This is a genomic window from Actinomycetospora termitidis (genome assembly GCF_030286555.1).
Lineage (GTDB): Bacteria > Actinomycetota > Actinomycetes > Mycobacteriales > Pseudonocardiaceae > Actinomycetospora > Actinomycetospora termitidis.
In genome coordinates this window covers 500,169-520,208 of sequence record NZ_JASVWF010000002.1, presented here as the reverse complement: position 1 = coordinate 520,208, position 20,040 = coordinate 500,169, and the positions used below count along the sequence as shown (strand labels likewise).

The 20,040-nt window shown below is 74.4% G+C and carries 16 protein-coding genes; 6 read left to right on the top strand and 10 right to left on the bottom strand.

The genetic code is table 11. The features are described 5' to 3' along the window. Positions 1-21: 21 nt before the first annotated feature. Complete coding sequence (locus tag QRT03_RS10370; RefSeq protein ID WP_286052633.1) at positions 22-1,737, top strand: MFS transporter; 1,716 nt, start codon at positions 22-24, stop codon at positions 1,735-1,737. Here QRT03_RS10370 and QRT03_RS10365 read toward each other — a convergent pair whose 3' ends face one another. Together QRT03_RS10365 and QRT03_RS10360 are read right to left on the bottom strand one after the other, a co-directional pair. Then, positions 1,738-3,228 carry an alkaline phosphatase D family protein gene (locus QRT03_RS10365; protein ID WP_286052632.1) on the bottom strand — a complete coding sequence of 497 codons (1,491 nt, stop codon included), beginning with the start codon at positions 3,226-3,228 and terminating at the stop codon, positions 1,738-1,740. A gap of 67 nt (positions 3,229-3,295) precedes the next feature. Beyond that, complete coding sequence (locus QRT03_RS10360; RefSeq protein ID WP_286052631.1) at positions 3,296-3,550, bottom strand: DUF4349 domain-containing protein; 255 nt, start codon at positions 3,548-3,550, stop codon at positions 3,296-3,298. A gap of 93 nt (positions 3,551-3,643) precedes the next feature. On the opposite strand from QRT03_RS10360, the gene QRT03_RS10355 reads away from it, so the two are divergent. Then, positions 3,644-4,525: a DNA-formamidopyrimidine glycosylase family protein gene (locus QRT03_RS10355; RefSeq protein WP_286052630.1), complete on the top strand. Its 882-nt coding sequence runs from the start codon at positions 3,644-3,646 to the stop codon at positions 4,523-4,525. A gap of 24 nt (positions 4,526-4,549) precedes the next feature. Here the strand turns inward: QRT03_RS10355 and QRT03_RS10350 are convergent, their stop codons facing one another. The 5 genes from QRT03_RS10350 to QRT03_RS10330 all read right to left on the bottom strand — a co-directional run bounded on the left by QRT03_RS10350 (position 4,550) and on the right by QRT03_RS10330 (position 10,017). Continuing rightward, complete coding sequence (locus QRT03_RS10350) at positions 4,550-6,040, bottom strand: M28 family metallopeptidase (protein WP_286052628.1); 1,491 nt, start codon at positions 6,038-6,040, stop codon at positions 4,550-4,552. Between the two features lie 118 nt (positions 6,041-6,158). After that, positions 6,159-6,983 (bottom strand): PspA/IM30 family protein, encoded by an 825-nt coding sequence (locus QRT03_RS10345; RefSeq protein ID WP_286052627.1) that lies wholly within the window; start codon positions 6,981-6,983, stop codon positions 6,159-6,161. A 139-nt stretch (positions 6,984-7,122) separates the two neighbouring features. Next, complete coding sequence (locus QRT03_RS10340) at positions 7,123-7,686, bottom strand: helix-turn-helix domain-containing protein (protein ID WP_286052626.1); 564 nt, start codon at positions 7,684-7,686, stop codon at positions 7,123-7,125. Between the two features lie 157 nt (positions 7,687-7,843). Next, complete coding sequence (gene pgsA, locus QRT03_RS10335) at positions 7,844-8,434, bottom strand: CDP-diacylglycerol--glycerol-3-phosphate 3-phosphatidyltransferase (protein WP_425604814.1); 591 nt, start codon at positions 8,432-8,434, stop codon at positions 7,844-7,846. Beyond that, positions 8,431-10,017: a MiaB/RimO family radical SAM methylthiotransferase gene (locus QRT03_RS10330; RefSeq protein ID WP_286052624.1), complete on the bottom strand. Its 1,587-nt coding sequence runs from the start codon at positions 10,015-10,017 to the stop codon at positions 8,431-8,433. The genes pgsA and QRT03_RS10330 overlap by 4 nt, the downstream gene beginning before the upstream one ends. Before the next feature lie 125 nt (positions 10,018-10,142). On the opposite strand from QRT03_RS10330, the gene QRT03_RS10325 reads away from it, so the two are divergent. Beyond that, entirely contained in the window at positions 10,143-10,658 is a 516-nt protein-coding gene (locus QRT03_RS10325; protein WP_286052623.1) for an amino-acid N-acetyltransferase, read from the top strand. A 47-nt stretch (positions 10,659-10,705) separates the two neighbouring features. On the opposite strand, the gene QRT03_RS10320 is transcribed toward QRT03_RS10325, so the two are convergent. The 3 genes from QRT03_RS10320 to QRT03_RS10310 form a co-directional block, all read right to left on the bottom strand. Next, positions 10,706-12,007: a hypothetical protein gene (locus QRT03_RS10320; protein ID WP_286052622.1), complete on the bottom strand. Its 1,302-nt coding sequence runs from the start codon at positions 12,005-12,007 to the stop codon at positions 10,706-10,708. Positions 12,008-12,093: 86 nt separating this feature from the next. Then, positions 12,094-14,727, bottom strand: coding sequence for an FtsK/SpoIIIE family DNA translocase (locus tag QRT03_RS10315; RefSeq protein WP_286052621.1), 2,634 nt, complete (start codon positions 14,725-14,727; stop codon positions 12,094-12,096). A gap of 549 nt (positions 14,728-15,276) precedes the next feature. Continuing rightward, complete coding sequence (locus QRT03_RS10310) at positions 15,277-16,473, bottom strand: MFS transporter (RefSeq protein WP_286052619.1); 1,197 nt, start codon at positions 16,471-16,473, stop codon at positions 15,277-15,279. Positions 16,474-16,673: 200 nt separating this feature from the next. On the opposite strand from QRT03_RS10310, the gene QRT03_RS10305 reads away from it, so the two are divergent. From QRT03_RS10305 to QRT03_RS10295, 3 genes are all read left to right on the top strand, one after another. Continuing rightward, positions 16,674-17,894 (top strand): ROK family protein, encoded by a 1,221-nt coding sequence (locus tag QRT03_RS10305; protein WP_286052618.1) that lies wholly within the window; start codon positions 16,674-16,676, stop codon positions 17,892-17,894. A gap of 138 nt (positions 17,895-18,032) precedes the next feature. Continuing rightward, positions 18,033-19,094: a Gfo/Idh/MocA family protein gene (locus tag QRT03_RS10300; protein ID WP_286052617.1), complete on the top strand. Its 1,062-nt coding sequence runs from the start codon at positions 18,033-18,035 to the stop codon at positions 19,092-19,094. Continuing rightward, complete coding sequence (locus tag QRT03_RS10295) at positions 19,091-20,011, top strand: sugar phosphate isomerase/epimerase family protein (protein WP_286052616.1); 921 nt, start codon at positions 19,091-19,093, stop codon at positions 20,009-20,011. The genes QRT03_RS10300 and QRT03_RS10295 overlap by 4 nt, the downstream gene beginning before the upstream one ends. Positions 20,012-20,040 lie beyond the last annotated feature (29 nt).

The window sequence follows — 20,040 nt, the reverse complement described above, 5'->3', positions numbered from 1 at the left end:
ATCGGGCGGATCGGAGGACGGGTGGCGCAGGCTGAAGTCGGTACCCGGCCGGGTGCCTCGCCCGCGCTGGTCGTCGCGGTCCTCTCCTCGGTCGGCCTGATCGCGTCCCTGTGCATGACGCTGGTGGTGCCGATCGTCCCCCAGCTCCCCGCCCTCCTGGCGACCTCGCAGGCGAACGCCTCCTGGGTCATCACCGCGACCCTGCTCGGCGGCGCGGTGGCCACCCCGATCGCGGGGCGGCTCGGCGACATGATCGGCAAGCGGCGGGTCCTGATCGCGACCCTGGCGCTGCTCGTGGTCGGCGCGCTGATCTGCGCGGTGACGTCGTCGCTGGTCCCCGTACTGATCGGGCGCTCCCTGCAGGGCGTCGCCGTCAGCGCCGTCCCGCTCGGGATCAGCCTGATGCGGGACGCGCTGCCGCCCGAGCGCCTCGGGTCCGGCATCGCGCTGATGAGCGCGACCCTCGGCATCGGCGGCGGGCTCGGCCTCCCGCTGTCCGCGCTGATCGTCCAGGTCGCCGACTGGCACGCCCTCTTCTGGACGGCGGGTGCGCTCGGCGCGATCGGCGTGGTCGTGATCCTGCTGGTCATCCCCGAGACCGCGCAGCGCTCGGGCGGCCGGTTCGACGGCGTCGGCGCGGTCGCCCTGACCGTCGGCCTGGTGCTCGGCCTGCTCGCCGTCTCCAAGGGCGGCGAGTGGGGCTGGACCAGTGCCACCACGCTCGGCTCCGCGGTCGGCGCCGTGATCGTGCTGCTCGCGTGGGGCGCGTGGGAGCTGCGGGTGACCGACCCGATCGTCGACCTGCGCATCTCCGCCCGCCGCGCGGTGCTCGTGCCCAACCTGGTCTCCGTGCCGGTCGGCGTCGCGATGTTCACCGGCATGGTCACCTTCCCGCAGCTGCTCCAGGCCCCGACGTCGTCGGGCTACGGGCTGGGGCTCTCGCTGCTCGCGGCCGGGCTCGTGCTGGCGCCCAACGGCGTCGTCATGATGGTGATGTCGCCGGTGACGGCACGGGTCTCGGCGCGCTTCGGCCCGCGGACCTCGCTGCGGATCGGGCTGGTGATCATCGTGATCGCCTACGTCCTCGGCACGGCGCTGCTCTCGCAGCCGTGGCACGTCGCGCTGGTGATCTCGCTGGTCGGCGCCGGTGTCGCCCTGGCCTACGGCTCGCTGCCCGACCTGATCATGCGCGCGGTGCCGACCGACAAGACCGCGGCGGCCAACGGGCTGAACACGCTGATGCGTTCGGTCGGCACGTCGACGGCGTCGGCGGTGGCTGCGGTCGTGCTCTCGGCCATGACGATCCGCGTGGGCCCGGCGACGCTCCCCTCGCTCGCGGGGCTGCAGACGACGCTGTGGATCGCGGCCGGCTGCGGCGTGGTCGCCCTGGTCGCGACGGTGCTGATCCCGGTGCTGCCGCGCTCGCGCTCGGTCGACGAGGTCGTGATCGACACCGCGCAGGAGCTCCCCGACGACCGGTCGGGGCACCTCGCCGTGCACGGACACGTCCGGCTCGCCGGGGGCGCCCCGGCCGCGGAGGCGCACGTGACGCTCGTGGACCTGCACGGCCGCCAGCTCGCCGTCGTCCCGGTCGACCAGGACGGGTCCTTCTGCGCGCCGGTGGACCACCCGGAGACGGTGCTCGTCATCGCGAGCGGCCCCGGCGGACGCCCGACCGCGGAGCACGTCTCACCGGCCGACCGCTCGGCCCCGCGGTCATTGGTGCTCTCGAGCTGATCAGGCGGGCTGCAGCTCCGTCGACCACAGGGACGCGCCCGTGGCGTCGCGGAGGTCGACGCGCAGGCGCCCACCGCTGATCGACACCTCGCCGAAGTGCTGGAAGCCCTCCGCCGGGGAGACGTTCGAGGTCGTCGGGGCGTGTACGAAGACCTGCTCCGGGCCGAACGTCGGGTCCAGCGGGCTCGCCGGGAACGCGCCCGCGTGGGCGGGGCCGGAGACGAACTCCCAGAACGGGTCGGCGGCGATGCCGGCCCGCTCCGGGGTGTAGCGGTTGGCCGCGGTGTAGTGCACGTCCGCGGTGAGCCAGACGGTGTTGCGCACACCCCGCTCGCGGATGCCGGTGAGGACGCGAGCGAGCTCGGCCTCCCGCCCGCCCGGTGCACCCGCGGCGTTGTTCGCGACCGCCTCGATCCCCGTGTCCCCGTCCTTCACGACGATCCCGAGCGGCATGTCCGCCGCGATCACCTTCCAGGTCGCGCGGCTGGCGGCGAGCCCGTCGAGCAGCCACGCCACCTGCTCCTCGCCGAGCATCGGTGCGGCCGGTGCGGTCAGCGCCTCCGGGTTGGGGCCGCGGTTCGTGCGCATGTCCAGCACGAACACGTCGAGCTGCGGGCCGTAGGGCACTCGCCGGTGGATGCGCCCGCCCTCGATCGGCATCCACTCCCGGAAGGCCTGCGCTGCCCGCGCGGCGAGCACGTCGACGCGATTCTCGCCCGCGTACTTCGCGTCGGTGAGGACCTCGCCCGGGTACCAGTTGTTGGTGACCTCGTGGTCGTCCCAGCTGGCGTAGGTCGGCACCGCGGCCTGGAACGCCCGGTAGTGCTCGTCGAGCAGGTTGTAGGCCCACTGGCCGCGGAACTCGGCCAACGTCTCCGCGACCTTCGTCTTCTCCGGCGTCACGAGGTTCCGCCAGGTCGAGCCGTCCGGGAGCGTGGCGGTCTCCTCGACCGGCCCGTCGGCGTAGACCGTGTCGCCGGAGTGCAGCAGGAAGTCCGGGTCGCGGGCCTGCATCGCGCGGTAGAGCGCCATCCCGCCCCGGCTCTCGTCGATCCCCCAGCCCTGCCCGACGACGTCGCCGGTCCAGACGAAGCGGACGTCCTCCGTTCCCGACGGCGGGCGTCGGAAGGTCCCGACGACGGGATCGGAGCCGTCCGCGGAGACCCGATAGAACGTCGTGCGGCCGGGCGCCGCGGGCACCCGCAGGCGGCCGGTGAGGTCGGTGTCCGGCGTGAGCTCCGGTCCGTCGAGACGGCGGGCGTTCGCGAACGACGGGTCCGAGGCGACCTCGACGACCATGCGCGACGGCCGGTCGGCCCGGGCCCACACCAACGCCGAGTCGGCGGTGACCTCGCCGGCCTGGACGCCGTGCGTCAGGACGGGCCGGTCGGAACGCACGAGGCCCGGCCCGGTGCTCCCGGCGCAGGCCGCGAGCAGGCCTCCCCCGCCGAGGACGATCCCGGCCCGCAGCACCTCACGACGATTCGGCATCGCGTCGGATCATGGCCGCTGCACGTGAACGGCCGGTGGCGGCGGACGGAACGACGAGCCGGTGGCGTCAGCGGTCCAGGGCGCGCACCAGCAGATCCCGCATCTCGATGACGCCGTCCTCGATCGAGCGCACCCGGGCGCCGGTGTCGTCGAGCTTCCTCTCGACGGTGCCCAGTCGCGTCTCCACCGACGCCACCCGCTGACCGAGTTCACGCTGGTTCTCACCGAGAGCGTTGACCGCGGCCAGCACGGCGCGGTAGTCGGCGCGCTCCGCCTCCAGGGCGGCAACCCGTGCTTCGAGGTCGGCCAGCGTGGTGGTCACGGTCGGGATGCTATCGGAGCGGGAGGCGTCGACGGGGTCGATCGTCGACGTCCGCCGGGGGTGGGATCGACCGTGGGAGGGCACCATGGAGACGTGCCCGAGGGTGACACCGTGTTCCTCGCCGGCCGGCGCCTGGACGACGCGCTGGCCGGGAAGGAGCTGACCCGCGGCGAGCTGCGGCACCCGCGGCTGATCCAGCACGACCTCGCGGGGCGGACGGTCGAGCAGGTCGTGTCCGTCGGGAAGCACCTGTTCACGCGGTTCGACGACGGGCGCAGCCTGCACAGCCACTTCCGCATGGACGGGTCGTGGCACCTCTACCGGCCGGGGCGCCCGTGGCGCGGCGCCGATCACGACATCCGGGCGATCCTGGCGACCGCGGAGCGGGTCGCGGTCGGGTTCCGGCTGCACGACCTGGAGCTCCTGCCGACCGACGAGGAGGACCGGTTCGTCGGGCACCTCGGCCCGGACCTCCTCGGCGACGGGTGGGACGACGCGGCCGCGGCGGAGGTGCTGCGCCGGCTCCGGGCGGACCCCGACCGGGAGCTCGGGACGGCGCTGCTGGACCAGCGGGTGGCGTGCGGGGTCGGGAACCTCTACAAGGCCGAGATCTGCTTCCTGCTCAAGGTGTCGCCCTGGACGAAGGTCGGTGACCTGACCGAGAAACAGGCCGTCGACGCCGTGACCTGGTCGCGCAAGCTGCTGCTGCGCAACGCGTGGCGCCCGGAGCAGTCCACGACGGGTGACCTGGGCGAGGGCGCCCAGCACTGGGTCTTCGAGCGGGGCGGGCGGGGCTGCCGACGCTGCCGCGACGTGGTGCAGGTCGCCCGGCAGGACGACGGGACGAAGGACGCCGAGGACCGCGTCGCCTACTTCTGCCCCACCTGCCAGCCCGGCCCGCACCCGGAGCTGCCGCGGCGGGGTGGCCGGCGACGCCCGCAGCAGCAGACCGGACGGCGGGCGCGCTACGGCTGATCGGAGCAGCCCCCGGCCGGCCGGCTAGCGCGGCTGGCGCGCAGCGCGGGGCGGGACGCCGTCGGGGCCACCCAGGTCGAGCGCGTACCCGCCGACGACCGAGGCGATCGCGCGGGTGTTCCGGTCGAGGGCGACGCGGTCGAGGTTGGCGAGGTCGTCGCGGGGGCTGTGGTAGTTCGGGTCGAACGCCTGGCCCGCCGCGCCGCCCCAGCGCGCCGCCTGCTCGGGCGTCTTGACCTCCTCCGCGCCCGTGAACAGACCGCCCGCGGGGATGCCGGCCTCGATGAACGGCCCGTAGTCCGAGCGCCCGTCGAAGTCGGTGCCCTCGCCCTGCACGCCCACCTGGCCGAGCGCGGCGAGCATCCGGCGTTCGATCGCGTCCGACCCGGGCGGGCCGGCGGGCGCGCCCTGTCGGTCGGAGTCGTCCCCGTCGTAGGCGAGGTAGCCGGCGTTGGGCGAGGCGACCATGTCGAAGTTCAGCAGCATCGCGATGTCGCGCTTCCGCTCCGGGTCGAGGCCGGCCACGTAGGCGGTGGACCCAACGAGTCCCTCCTCCTCGGCGCCCCACCACGCGAAGCGCACGGCGTTGGTGATGCGTGGGGCCCCGCCGAGCCGCAGGGCGGTCTCCAGGAGCGCCGCGGAGCCCGAGCCGTCGTCGTTGATGCCCGGGCCCTCGGGGACGCTGTCGAGGTGGGCGCCGGCCATGACGACCTCGTCGGGGCGCCCGGTGGTCGTCTGCGCGATGACGTTGCGGGTCGTGCGGCTCTCGGCGCGGGTCTCCAGGACGAGCGTGGCGGGCACGCCGCCCCGCCCGAACAGGGGGTCGCCGTCGGCGCGGGAGAGGCCCGCCGTCGGGATGCGGGACTCGGCCACCGAGCCGACGGTGCCGTTGAGCGGCCCGGCCTCGGTGTTCACGACGACCATCGCGGCCGCCCCGGCCTCCGCGGCGACGCGCTGCTTCTGCGCGAACGGGCACACGCCGCGCCGGGCCACGACGATGGCGCCGCGGGTGGTCGGCGGGAAGTCCGCCGCGTCGCAGGCCGGCGTCGGGTCGGCCGGCGCCTCGGGCAGGACGACCAGCGGGGCGGTGACGCCACCGGGCGGGGTCGGCTTGGAGTAGGTCAGCGCGACGACGTTCGGGACGGGGGCGCCCGCGACCGCGAGGCTCTGGGCGCCCGCGGAGAAGAAGTCGAACGGGACGGTCGGCGTCTCCACCTGGAAGCCTGCCCGGCGAGCCTGGTCGGCGACGTAGTCGACGCTCTGTTCGTGCCCGGGTGAGCCCGACGCACGGTTCCCGCCGTTGCGGTCGGCGATGCCCTGCAGCTGCTGCAGGTGGACGAACGCGCCGTCCCCGGAGACCTGCTGGGCGAGCGCGGCGGGCAGGCCCGGGTCGGGCGGCTGCGGAGCCTGCGCGGCCGGCGACGCGGGGGCCGCGGGCGGGGCGGCACCACCCCCACAGGCGGTCAGCACGACGACCACGAGCACCGACATCGCCGCGAACAGCCCCGAGCGCATCACCGGGACTCTGGACGAGTCGGACAGCGTCCGCAAACCGGCACCCCGGAACGCACGAACGGGCCGTTCATCACCGAAGAGGGTGACGAACGGCCCGTTCGTGGGTGCGGGGTGGTGCTCAGCTCTGCTGCGGCGGCGCGTACTGCTGGGTCTGCTGGGCCGGGGCGGGCTGCGCCGGCTGCGTCTGACCGGCCGCGGGCTGGCCCTGCGTGACCTGGCCCGGCCCCTGCATCGACGCCCGGATCTGCTCGAGGCGGCTCTGCCCCGCGTAGTCCGTGGACGCCTGCTGCACCTCGAGCATGCGGCCCTGCACGCTGTTCTGCGCGAGCTCCGCCGAGCCGAGGGCGGTGGTGTACCGCTTCTCGATCTTGTCGCGGACCTCGTCCAGCGACGGGGTGTTCCCCGGCGCCGCGACCTCGCTCATCGAGCGCAGCGAGGCCGACACCTGCTCCTGCATCTTGGCCTGCTCGAGCTGGCTCAGCAGCTTCGTGCGCTCGGCCAGCTTCTGCTGCAGGACCTGCGCGTTGCGCTCGACGGCCGACTTGGCCTGCTGCGCCGCGCCGATCGACTGGTCGTGCAGCGTCTTGAGGTCCTCGACGTTCTGCTCCGCGGTCACCAACTGGGTGGCGAACGCCTGCGCCGACTGCTCGTACTGCTGCGCGGCCTGCTCGTCGCCCTTGGCGCGAGCCTGGTCGGCCATCGTCAGCGCCTGCCGCGCCGACGACTGCAGCTTCTCGATGTCCCCGAGCTGGCGGTTCAGCTTCATCTCCAGCTGACGCTGGTTGCCGATCACCGAGGCCGCCTGCTGCGACAGCGCCTGGTGCTGGCGCTGGGCGTCCTCGATCGCCTGCTGGATCTGCACCTTGGGGTCCGCGTGCTCGTCGATCTTCGACGAGAACGCCGCCAGGAAGTACTTCCAGGCCTTCACGAAGGGGTTGGCCATCTGCTCCCGCCCAACTCAGTCACCGTCCGTACAGGCCGACTCCGCTGACCTGGTCCCGCCCATCGTGTCAGCTCTGCTCCCGGTGTTCCACCGAGGCCCCGTATCGGCGTCGGCACCGGTGATCAGGAGCGCCGAGCGGTCAGGCCGCGGACCGCACCGGGTCGCGCCCGAGCGTCACGAGCTCGACCAGGCGCAGCTCGCCGGCCGGCTCGACCACCTCGTCCTCGGCAGTCGCCTCGTCCGCGTCCGGCCCGGTGGCGTCGGTCGCCAGGTCGACCACCTCCGCCTCCGTGACCGCCGCGGCCTCGTCGGGGGCCGGCGTCGGCCCCGGCGTGGCCTCGGTCGAGGACTCGAAGGCCTCCTCGACCGCCGAACGGAGCGCGGCGTCCACGGAGATCTTCCCCGTCGCTCCGCTCGCCCCGACCAACCGCCGGTCGGCGAGGCGCGCCGGGATGCGGGGCTCCACCGGCGCGGGACGCATCGTGGCCGCCACGTCGTCGAGCAGGTCGGGCAGCGGGAGCGCCAGCGCGTCGCAGATCGCGGCCAGCAGCTCGCTCGAGGGCTCCTTGCGGCCGCGCTCGATCTCCGACAGGTACCCGAGGCTCACCCGGGCGTCCCGCGAGACGTCCCGCAGGGTCCGTCGACGCTCGGTGCGGGCGCGGCGGATCGTGCCGCCGATCGCCTCGCGCAACAACAGCGCCATGTGAGCACCTCCTGGCCGTACCCGCCGTCGGGAACTCACGGCCCCGAGGAGAGCCCGGCATCGATGACCGTTCCGACCACGGTACCGATTCGCGCGGGCGCGCGTCGGGAGCGAGGGCGACGTTCACCGTGGGCGAACTCGGCGCCGCCCGCCGACCTCAGCGCAGCGCGGCCCGGCGCAGCCGCACGGCCTGCGCGACGTAGTCCAGCCCTGTCACCATCGTGACCACCACCGCGAGCAGGAACAACGTCGCGACCCCGGGCGCGACGACGGCGGGCAGCGGCATGATCGCGAGACCGAGCGCGACGGTCTGCAGCACCGTCTTGAGCTTCCCACCGCGACTGGCCGGGATCACCCCGTGGCGCAGCACCCAGAACCGCAGCAGGGTCACGCCGAGCTCCCGGACGGCGATGACGATCGTGACCCACCAGCCGAGCTCGCCCAGCACCGACAGCCCGACCAGCGCCGCCCCGACCAGCGCCTTGTCCGCGATCGGGTCGGCGATCTTGCCGAAGTCGGTGACGAGCCCCCACCGCCGGGCGAACTCGCCGTCGAAGGAGTCGGTGACCGAGGCCAGGGCGAACACGCCGAACGCGATCCAGCGCCACCCGGCGTCGTGACCCCCCTGGGCGAAGAGGGTCACCAGGAACACCGGCACCAGCACCAGCCGCACGACGGTGAGGGCGTTGGCGATGTTGACCAGGGGGACCGGCCTGCGTTCCACCGGATCCACGGCCTGCTGGGTCACCGGGCGCCCGCCGCGGCCGGCACCCGGTCGGCGCCGGCGGCGAGCACCTCGAGCACCTCCACGACGAGGTCGACCCCGTCGGAGCCGACCACGCGGCAGCGCGCCATCGCGCCGCGGGAGAGGTCGGCGAGGACGTCGTCGTCGCCGGTGAGCAGGCACTCTCCGTCGACGTCCGGGCCCTGGTGGGCGGCCCGGCCGACCCACACGAGGTCGCCCGGCTCGGTGTCGGCGGCCTCCTCGGGCTCGTCGTCGGGGAACTCGACCATCTCGGGTTCGCCGTCGAGCCCCAGCTCGGCCAGGTCGAGGTCGTCGACGTCGGCGAGGTCCGGGTACTCCTGCGCGGCCGCCTCGGAGAGCTCCTGGCGCTCGACGAGCACCTCGACCTCGGTGCCCACCCGGCGGGCGGCACGGTCGGCGGTCAGCACCTCGACCAGCGAGGTGATCCGCTCGACGCGGGCCGAGACCTCGGCGGGGTCGATCTTGTCCGAAAGGTCGGCGGCCTCGGTCCCGTCCTCGTCGGAGTAGCCGAACACGCCGACGGCGTCCAGGTCGGCCTCGGCGAGGAAGGCCTCGAGCTCGGCGAGGTCGTCCTCGGTCTCCCCGGGGAAGCCGACGATCACGTTGGACCGGATGCCCGCCTCGGGGGCCAGGGCCCGGATCTCGGCGCAGAGCGCGGTGAACGACGACCGCGAGCCGAACCGGCGCATCCGGCGCAGCAGCGGCCCGGAGGCGTGCTGGAAGGAGAGGTCGAAGTAGTCCGCGACGCGGTCGGTCCGGGCGATCGCGGCGAGCAACGGCGGCCGGACCTCGGCGGGCTGCAGGTACGACACCCGCACCCGACGGAGGCCGGGGACCTCGGCGAGGTCGCCGAGCAGCCGCTCCAGCGCGCCGCCGGCGGCGCCGCGCGGGTCGATGTCCTTGCCGTACGAGGTCGAGTTCTCGCTGACCAGCGTGACCTCGGCGACCCCGTGGTCGGCGAGCCAGGCGGCCTCCGCGACGACGTCGCCCGGGTCGCGCGAGACGAAGGCGCCGCGGAAGGACGGGATCGCGCAGAAGGCGCAGCGCCGGTCGCACCCCGAGGCGAGCTTGAGCGGGGCCACGGGCGCGTCGTCGAGCCGCTTGCGGGGGATCTCGGGCAGCCAGTCGTGGCCCGGGATGCTCGTGGTGCCGACGGCCTCGGGACGCTTCACCGGGCTGATCGGCAGCAGTGCGCGGCGGTCGGCCGGCTCGTGGCTGGCCAGCGGACGCCCGGCCATGACGTCGTCGAGCCGGTCGCCGATCGAGCCGTAGTGGTCGAACCCGAGCACCGCCGTCGCCTCGGGCAGTGCCTCGGCGAGCTCCGCGCCGTAGCGCTCGGCCATGCAGCCCACCGCGACGACCTTCGACTCCGGCCCGCCCGCGGCGAGCACCGCGTCGACCGAGTCCTTCTTGGCCTGCTCGACGAAGGTGCAGGTGTTCACCAGGACGACGTCGGCCGACCCGTCGTCGTCACCCGAGATCTCCCAGCCGTCGGCGGCCAGCCGACCGGCGAGTTCCTCGGAGTCGACGTCGTTGCGCGCGCACCCCAGCGTCACGAGCGCCACACGACCTCGACGCCCGTCCTCCGTCCGGGATGCGCCCGCTCGCGGATCAGAACGCTGCGGCACGCGTCCAGGGTAGCCGCACCGGCCCCGCCGACCGGCGCAGGAGGTGCCTACAGTGGCACTCCGTGACAGCGCCGCCGACCTCACCGATCCTGTTGCGACGTGCCCGGACCGCCGACGTCCGCGGGATCAAGGCGCTGGTCGACTCCTTCGCCGACGACAACATCCTGCTCCGCAAGCCCCTGGTCACGCTGTACGAGACGGTCCAGGAGTTCCGGGTGGCGGTGCGCGGGCGCGAGGTCGTGGGGTGCGGGGCGCTGCACGTGCTCTGGGAGAACCTCGGCGAGGTCCGCACGATCGCGGTGCACCCGTCCACCCAGGGCGGTGGCGTCGGCCACACGTTGGTCGACGAGCTGATCGCCCAGGCACGGGCCCTCGGGCTCGCGAGCCTGTTCGTGCTCACCTTCGAGGTCGACTTCTTCCTGCGTCACGGGTTCCGCGAGATCGACGGCTCGCCGGTGAGCCAGGAGATCTACCTCGAGATGATGCAGTCGGCCGACGAGGGCGTCGCGGAGTTCCTCGACCTCGCCTACGTCAAGCCGAACACCCTCGGCAACACCCGGATGCTGCTGGACCTCTGAGCCTTCCCGACATCCGATTGAGCACGCCGATAGGGGGTCGGCGCGGGTCAGGCCGCCTGCGCGGGTCCGGGCTCCGACGCGGGCGCGACGGGACGCACCGGCTCCACCGGGGCGACCTCCACCCGCGTCCCCGTGGGCAGCACCACCCGCACGGAGAGGGCGCCGGTCGTGGAGGTCACCTCCACCGTGCCGCCCAGCAGCGCGGCGCGCTCCTCCAGCGCCACCGGGGTACGGCCGGCCCCGGACCCCCTCCCCCGCCCGGAGGCGACCTCGAGGGCCACGGCGTCCGCGCGGTGCTCCACGGAGACGCTGGCGGGCACCGGGCCCGCGTGCGAGGCGACGTCGGCGACGAGGTCCGCGAGCAGGCGGGCGGCGAGCAGGCCGACCTCCGGTCGCTCGGTGGCGGGCACCCCGCACACCACGACCGACGGCGGGCGACCGCTCCAGGGCGCCCCGGCCAGCACGGACTGCTGGGCCGCGGCGACGAGCACCGCGACCCGGCCCTCGTCGAGCACGGCGTCCACCACGTCGGAGGAGCCGGGTGTGAGGTCCACGGCGGTCAGCGCCGGCAGCACCCCGTCGAGGCGGTGCCGGGCGACCCGCATCCGGCGGGCCTCGGCCCCACCGGACGTGAGGACGGCGAGCTCGTCGACCAGCGTGCGGTGGCCCGTCGTCGAGAGGCCGAGACGGGCGTGGGCACGGCACCGGCCGAGCGCGTCCACCGTCCCCAGCCAGCGGCGCCGTCGGCTCGCGATCGCGCACCGGCGGCGGTACAGCCCGCAGCCCCAGGCCGCGGCGAGCACGACGCCGAGAAGCAGGCACGCACCCGCCTCGGGCTCGGCGCCGATGGGGAGGTCGACGGCGCCCGCGACGGCGCCGGCCGCGGGCACGGCCGTCGTCGCGAAGGGAGCGGCGACGGCGAGGACGGCGAGCACCAGGGCGAGCCCGGCACCGGACGCGACCGGCGGGGCGTGCCGGGCGGTCGCCGCGATCGCGACGGCGAGGCCGAGCACGAGCAGCGGGCCGGAGGCCACGCTGCCGGGGAGCAGGACGACGACCAGGGCCACGAGGGCGAGGGCGACGGCACCGGTCACGGTCGCGAGGACGACCCAGGGCCACCGCACGTGGTGCTCCGGCGACGGCACGTCGGGCAGGCCCCCGAGCGCGGCGGCACGGTCCGTGGCGTCCAGGGCGGCCGCCGCGTGGTGCCCGACCTCGTCGTCCGGGGCCGCCTCCAGGCGGTGCAGGTGCTCGACCACGACGGCGCGCAGGTCCGCTGCGACCCGCTCGCGCTCGTGCGCCACGAGACGCGAGGTGTCCTCGTCCGTCCCCGACCCGTCACCGACCATGTCCGCCACTCCCGACCCCCGTAGGACGCCAGCGGCAGCAGCCTGGCAGAACACGCTGCGTGCCCTGCCGGGACACGCGGACCCGATCAGGCCTCCACCCGATCCGGGTCCTCCGCGGCGTCGTCGTCGGGGGTCGGGGCCGGGGCCGGCTCGCCGCGGATCGAGGCGAGCAGCTCGGGCAGCTCGTCGGGCTTGAACAGCACGTCGCGGGCCTTCGAGCCCTCGCTGGGACCCACCACCCCGCGGGTCTCCAGGAGGTCCATCAGGCGCCCCGCCTTCGCGAACCCGACGCGCAGCTTGCGCTGCAGCATCGACGTCGAGCCGAACTGGCTCGTCACGATGAGTTCGGCGGCCTGCAGCAGGACCTCGAGGTCGTCCCCGATGTCCGGGTCGATCTCCTTCTTCTCGCCCGCGGCCTCGGTGGTGACGGAGTCGTCGTAGTCCGGGTCGGCCTGCTCCTTGCAGAAGTCGACCATCGCCGCGATCTCGTCGTCGCCGACGAAGGCGCCCTGGAGGCGGTTCGTCTTGCCCGCGCCCATCGGCAGGAAGAGCGCGTCCCCCATGCCGATCAGCTTCTCGGCGCCCGGCTGGTCGAGGATGACCCGCGAGTCGGTGAGCGAGCTGGTCGCGAAGGCGAGCCGGGACGGCACGTTCGTCTTGATCAGGCCGGTGACGACGTCGACCGAGGGTCGCTGCGTCGCGAGCACGAGGTGGATGCCGGCGGCGCGGGCCTTCTGCGTGATGCGGACGATCGCGTCCTCGACGTCGCGGGGTGCGGTCATCATGAGGTCGGCGAGCTCGTCGACGATCGCCATGATGTAGGGGTACGGGCGGTACACCCGCTCCGACCCGGGCGGCGCGGTGATCTTGCCGGAGCGCACCTGCTCGTTGAACACGTCGATGTGCCGGACGCGGTTGGCCTGCATGTCCGCGTAGCGCTGCTCCATCTCCTCGACGAGCCACTGCAGCGCGGTCGCGGCCTTCTTCGGCGAGGTGATGATCGGCGTGATCAGATGCGGGATGCCCTCGTAGGGCGTCAGCTCGACCATCTTCGGGTCGATGAGGATCATCCGGACCTCGTCCGGCGTCGCCCGCGCCAGCAGCGAGACCAGCATCGAGTTGACGAAGCTGGACTTACCGGAGCCGGTGGAGCCCGCGACGAGCAGGTGGGGCATCTTCGCGAGGTTCGCCAGGACCATCTGGCCCTCGATGTCCTTGCCCAGCCCGATGACCATCGGGTGCGTCTCGCGGCGCGCCGTGGTCGACGAGAGCACGTCGGCGAGCCGGACCATCTCGCGGTCCGAGTTCGGCACCTCGATGCCGACCGCCGACTTGCCCGGGATGGGTGCGAGCAGCCGGACGTTGTCCGTCGCCGCGGCGTAGGCCAGGTTGCGGTGGAGCTGGGTGATCTTCTCGACCTTCACCCCGTGCCCGAGCTCCACCTCGTAGCGGGTGACCGTCGGGCCGCGCACGAACCCGGTGACCTGCGCGTCGATCTTGAACTGCTCCAGGACGCCGGTGATCGCGTCGATCATGGCGTCGTTCGCGGCCGACCGGGCCTTGGGCGGGTCGCCCGCGGTCAGCAGGTCGGGCGGGGGCAGGTGGTAGTCCTGCTCGCCCTCGGGCGGCTCGCGATGGCTGGAGAACGACTGCGCGGCCTGCGGGTCGGTCTCGGAGTCCTCGACGACCGGCGGTGTCTCGGGGATCTCCGACGCCGGGGTCCGCTTCTTCGGGGCCTTCTTCCCGACGGCGGGTGCGGGCGGCTCGGGCTCCTCGGCCTCGGCGGTCCCGGCCTCGGCGTGGTCGCGGTGGCGGGCGGGGTGGGCGTCCGCGTCGAGTTCCTCGGCGGCCTCGTCCTTCTTCCGGCGACGCCGCGGCTTCTCGATGACCTCGGTGGCCGAGGTGTCGGCGGCGTCCCCGTCGACCTCCTCGGCCGAGCCCCACTCGTCGTCGTACTCCTCGTCGAAGGCCTCGCCGGTGATCAGGCAGCGGACCCGGTGGGGCACGTCGCGGACCGGCGTGCCGGTGAGCACCAGCAGCCCGAAGGCAGCGACCAGCACGAGCACCGGCATGGCGAGCCAGATCGTGACGCCGGCGGTGAGCGGGTCGGCCACCCACGCGCCGATCACCCCGCCGCCGGCCTGGCGCCCGGCGAGGAGCTCCGGCGCCCCGACGGAGAGGTGCCAGGCGCCGAGTACCCCCACGACGAGCAGCAGGGCCCCGACGACGGTGCGCGGGCGGGTCTCCGGCACGGGGTCGGTGCGCATCAGCAGGACGGCGATCCCGAGCAGGATCACCGGGAACGCCAGGGCCACCGACCCGAGCACCGTCCGGAACGCGATCTGCATGCCGGTCCCGATCGGCCCGCCGGCGCCGAGCCACAGCCCCGCCGCGGTGACGAGCGCGAGCACGACCAGCGCCAGGGCGATCCCGTCGCGGCGGTGCGCGGCATCGATCTCGCGGCCGCGACCGATGGTGCGCGCGAGGGATCCGAGACCCCGGGCGGTCAGCGTCCACGCGCCGCGGAACCCTCGGGCGATCGGACCCGGCCCGTTCTTCCGGGCGGCCGGCTTGCGGGCGGGCGGGCGACCGCGGCCCTTCGCCGGCGCGCGCCGGCCGGACCCGGACCGTCGCGGAGAGGCGGTCGCGACCGTGCGCTCCGGCGTGCGCCCGCCGGTGAGGGGGCGGCTGCGCTGCGAACGCGTGTCGGTGCGGGCCATGGCGGACACGGTAGCCGCGGCGCCCCACACGTCCCGGGAGCCACACGCGTCCGGCCGGGTGTCGGATCCGGGCCTTCCCGCCGGAGCGGACTGACCGCCCCGGCTCACCTCGTGTACCCCGTTGCGTCCCGCACACGGCCGGCGTATCCCGTGTAGCCGCGGTTCCCCGTTGCGTCCCGCACACGGCCGGCCCGACTCGTGCAGCAACCGATCCCCGTTGCGTCCCGCACACGGCCGGCCCGTCTCGTGCAGCAACGGCTCCCCGTTGCGTCCCGCACACGGCCGGCCCGACTCGTACAGCAACCGATCCCCGTTGCGTCCCGCACACGGCCGGCCCCGGGCGGCCGGGGTCCGGTGGCTCCGGTGCCCCGTGGGGTGACCGAGGCACCCGACGTCGTCGGGTTGGCTCACCGTGTGCGTGACGCAACGGCCGTCCGCTGGTGCATCGACGGCGCCGACCGTGTGCACGACGCAACGGACGGATGGGTCGGGCCGCGGCGACCCGCCGGCGGGCGTGGGGATCCCCACGCCCGCCGGCGGGCGTGGGGATCAGGCCAGGCGTGCTGCCCAGCGGCGGACGATCAGCGGCGCGAAGCCCGCCCCGACCGCGGCGAGCACGCCCAGGGCCAGCACGGCGGCGGATAGCGTGCCGAGTGGTGCGGAGGCGGCCAGGATCACCAGTGGGCAGAAGAACTGGCCGATGAACATCGCGGCGGTCCACATCCCGGTGCCGCGGCCGCGCTCGGCGAAGCCCAGGCCGGAGAGGGCCCAGGTCAGCAGGGTCGGGAGCAGCAGCCCGGTGCCCGCCGAGGCGATCACGGCACCCACGGCGATCACCGGAACCGCCGGCGACACGCCCATCACGACGAGTCCGACCCCGGCCAGGCCCAGGGCGATCGGGAGCAGCACCGCGGTCCCCCGGCGGGCCACCCGACCAAAGGTGAAGCCGCCCGCGGCGGTCGCGAGCGAGGCGATGGCGCTGAGCAGGCCGATGGTGGCCGTGGAGGTCACCCCGACCGAGGCCAGGACCAGGGAGAGCTCCGCGATCGGCGTGTAGAAGACGATCCCGCCGAACAGGGTCACCGCGCACGGGACCGCGATCAGGCGCCACGGCACGGGCGGCAGGGCCGCAGCAGGGGTCCGGCCGGTGTTGCGCACGAAGACCGCGACGAGCACGGCGATCACCAGGCTGGACACGTAGAGGACGAACGGCGCCCGCCAGCTGACGGCGCCCAGCGCGCCGCCGAGGCCGAAGAACACGGTCGCCGCGAGCGTCGTCGCGATGGTCTGCCGGGCGAACCAGCGGTCACGGGCGGTGCCGTCGAAGAGGTCGGCGAGCAGGGTGGTGCAGGCGGTCATGATCGCCGCCTCGCAGATGCCCACGCCGACCCGGCTGGCCACGATCGCGCCCAGCGAGTCCAGGTAGAGCGGCGCGGTGCCGAACAGCGCGTAGAGCACCAGGGCGACGAGCAGGACCCGCTTGCGCCCGGCCGCGTCGACCAGACGGCCTGCGACCGGCGCGAGCAGGCCGATCATCAGCGCCGGCGCGGTCAGCACGATCGGGACGAGGACGGAGACACCGGCCGTCGTCGCGAACGCCTCTGCCATGCGCGGCAGGACCGGCGCGAGCAGCACCGAGCCCAGGATCGGCAGGCAGCTCCCGGCCAGCAGGATCGCGCCCTGCCCGATCGGCGGCCGCGTGCCCGCCCTCCGGCCCTGGTCCTGCGAGTCTCCGACGACCGTCACGGCCGACCTCCTTGTCGCCTCGTCGAGGGGCCGTGATCGGCACCACACGTCCGGCGGAAGTGTCGGGGCGCGGACGAGGTGATCGGAAATCATTCCGGTTGGGAGTGGCCATCGACGGGGTCGATGGTTCCGCGCCGGAGGCCGGACTTCTGTAGATTCCGACCGAAGTCCCGTCGACGGCGGGACCGGGAGGGAGCGCGGTGCCGACGGGGTTCCCGGACGACCTGGTGGACGTCCTGCACGCGGTCCGGACCCGGACCGACGTCAGTCAGCCCGAACTCGTCCGACTGTGCGGCTCCAGTCGCAGCATCGTCGCCGCACGCGTCGCGGAGCTGCGTGAGCTCGGCCTCCTGGGGGAGGCCGGGCTCGGGCCGTCCACCGGGGGCCGCGCCCCCCGCCGGCTGCGCCTGCGTGCCGAGGCCGGCGTCGTGGTCGGCGTCGACGCCGGGGCCAGCGGGATGCGCCTGGCCGTGGCCGACCTCGCGGGGCGCGTCCTCGAGCGGTCCGAGGTCGACATCGACGTCGCGGACGGGCCGGAACTCGTGCTCGGCCGGGTCGAGGCGGGCGTCGAGGAACTCCTGACCGGCCGGGACACCCCGGTCTGGGGCCTCGGGATCGGACTCCCCGGCCCGGTCGACGTCGCCGCGGGACTACCCGTCGCGCCGCCGATCATGCCCGGGTGGGACCGGTACCCGGTCCGCGCCCGCCTCGCCGAGCGGTTCGGCGTGCCGGTGTGGGTCGACAACGACGTGAACCTGCTCGCGCTGGGCGAGCTGCGCGCCGACCCGACGGCGGCGGGGCAGGACCTGATCTGCGTGAAGGTCGGGACCGGGATCGGCGCGGGACTGGTCTCGAACGGCCGGGTCCACCGCGGCGCGAACGGCGGCGCGGGCGACATCGGGCACATCGCGGTCACCGACACGCACGTCGTGTGCCGGTGCGGGAACGTCGGATGCCTCGAGGCCGTCGCAGGCGGGGCGGCGCTCGCCCGGGACGCCCGCGAGATCGCCCGCTCCGGCCGGAGCGAGGTCCTCGCCGCGCGGCTCGACGCGCACGGATCGCTGTCCCACGCCGACGTCACCGTCGCCGCCGAGCACGGCGACCCGGCCGCCCGCGCTCTGCTGGCCGAGGCCGGACGCGTGATCGGCGCGACCCTCGCGACCCTGGTCAGCTTCTACAACCCCGCACGGGTCGTGCTCTCCGGCGGCGTCGTGGCCGCCGGCGACCACGTCCTGGCGGCGGTGCGGGAGGCGGTCTACCGCCGCTCGCTGCCCCTGGCCACCCGCACGCTGCGGATCGAGCCGTCGGCGCTGGGCGCGACCGGCGGGACCGTCGGAGCGGTGCACCTCGCGCTCGACGGCGTGTTCTCCGGCGACGAGCTGAGCCGGCGCTTCGGCGGCGAGCCGGCCCTCGCGAACTGACCCGATCATCCGCGGGACGCATACCCGGTATCACCACTCTTAGGTCGCTGCGCCGTTGACTTCTGCTCGAAATCAGCAGAAGTATGTGGGCCGAGCCACGGCGACCGCCGTGGTCCAGCACACGGGAGGCGGGCGGGGATGTCGGACCGGATCCATGCGGGGATCGTCGGGACCGGGTTCATGGGCACGGTGCACGCCCGGGCGGTCCGCCGGGCAGGAGCGGTCGTGTCGCGGATCGTCGGCTCGACCCCGGGGTCGAGCGCGGCCGCGGCGGACCGGTTCGACGCGGAGTACGCCACGGCCTCGGTCGAGGAGCTCCTCGAGGCATCCGACGTCGACGTCGTCCACGTCTGCACGCCGAATGCCACCCACGCCTCGATCGCCGCCGCCGCGCTGCGCGCCGGCAAGCACGTCGTATGCGAGAAGCCGCTCGCGACGGGCCTGGCCGAGGCCGACCAGCTCCTCGCGGCCGCGGCCGGACGGGTCGCGACGGTGCCGTTTGTCTACCGCTTCTACCCCACCGTCCGCGCTGCCCGCGCCCGCGTCGCCGACGGCACCACCGGCCCGGTGCGCCTGCTGCACGGGCACTACCTGCAGGACTGGATGGCGCTCCCGGACGACGAGAACTGGCGCGTCGACCCGGCCCGGGGCGGCGGCTCCCGGGCGTTCGCCGACATCGGGGTGCACTGGTGCGACCTCGCGGAGTTCGTCTCCGGTGACCGCATCGCCCGCCTGTCCGCCCGCACGGTGATCGCCGAGCCGGTCCGCGGCGGGCGCCCGGTGCGCACCGAGGACGCGGCGACCGTGCAGTTCGAGACCGTCGGCGGGGTCGCCGGCAGCCTGGTCGTCAGCCAGGTCAGCCCCGGGCGCAAGAACCGGCTGGCGCTGTCGGTCGACGCCGCGCGCGAGAGCCTGGCCTTCGACCAGGAACAGCCGGAGACGCTGTGGATCGGCGGGCGGGACGGCAACCGCGAGCTGCGCCGCGGTGAGGAGGGCTCCCCCTACTCGCTCGTCCCGACGGGACACCCGCAGGGCTACCAGGACTGCTTCGACGCCTTCGTCGCCGACACCTACGCGGCGATCGGCGGCCAAGCCCCCGACGGGCTCCCCACCTTCGCCGACGGCCGCCGCGCCGCCGCCCTCACCGAGGCCGTCCTGACCTCGGCCGCCACCGGCACCTGGATCGAGGTCCCGCGATGAAGCTCGGCTTCCTCACCGCCTGCCTGCCCGGACGCACGCTGGGAGAGATCGCCGCGTTCGCGGCCGCGCAGGGCTTCGAGGCCCTCGAGGTCGCCGCCTGGCCCGCGCTCGGCGACCGCCCGTTCACCGCCGCCCACCTGCCCCTGCCCGAGATGACCGACCGGCAGACCGACGAGATCGCCGAGACCGTCGGCAAGCACGACCTCGCGATCTCCTCGCTGGCCTACTACGACAACCCGCTGCACCCCGACGCCCGCGAGCGCGCCGCGGTACACGAGCACCTGCACACCTGCATCGACGCGGCCGCCGCCCTGGGCGTCCCCACCGTCGGCACGTTCGTCGGCCGGCACCCCGGCCGCACCGTCGCGGAGAACCTCGCCGACGCGGAGACCGTGTTCGCGCCGATCGTCGACCACGCGGGCGAGCGCGGGGTGGACATCGTCATCGAGAACTGCGTGATGGAGGGCTGGCACCCGGACGGCTATCCCGGGAACCTCGCCTATTCCCCCGAGCTGTGGGAGTGGATGTTCTCCCTCGGCCTGTACCTGAACTACGACCCGTCGCACCTGATGTGGATGGGCATCGACCCGGTCACCGCACTGCGCCCCTACGTCGACCGCGTCCGGCACGCGCAGGCCAAGGACGTCGAGCTCTTCCCCGAGCGTCGGCACCGCTACGGCTGGCCCGGCATCGCGGTCGGTCGCACCGACCCCTGGGACGTCGGGTGGTGGCGCTACCGCGTCCCCGGCCGCGGCCAGGTCGACTGGCCCGGCGTCGTCGACGCCCTGCACGAGGGCGGCTTCTCCGGCGTCCTGTCCGTCGAGCACGAGGACCCGGTCTGGGGCGGCACGCCCGACCGCGTCGAGGACGGCCTGCGCATCGCCCACCGCACCCTGCGCCCGCTCGTCACCCCCTGACACCTCTCCCACCACCGACTCCCTGGAGC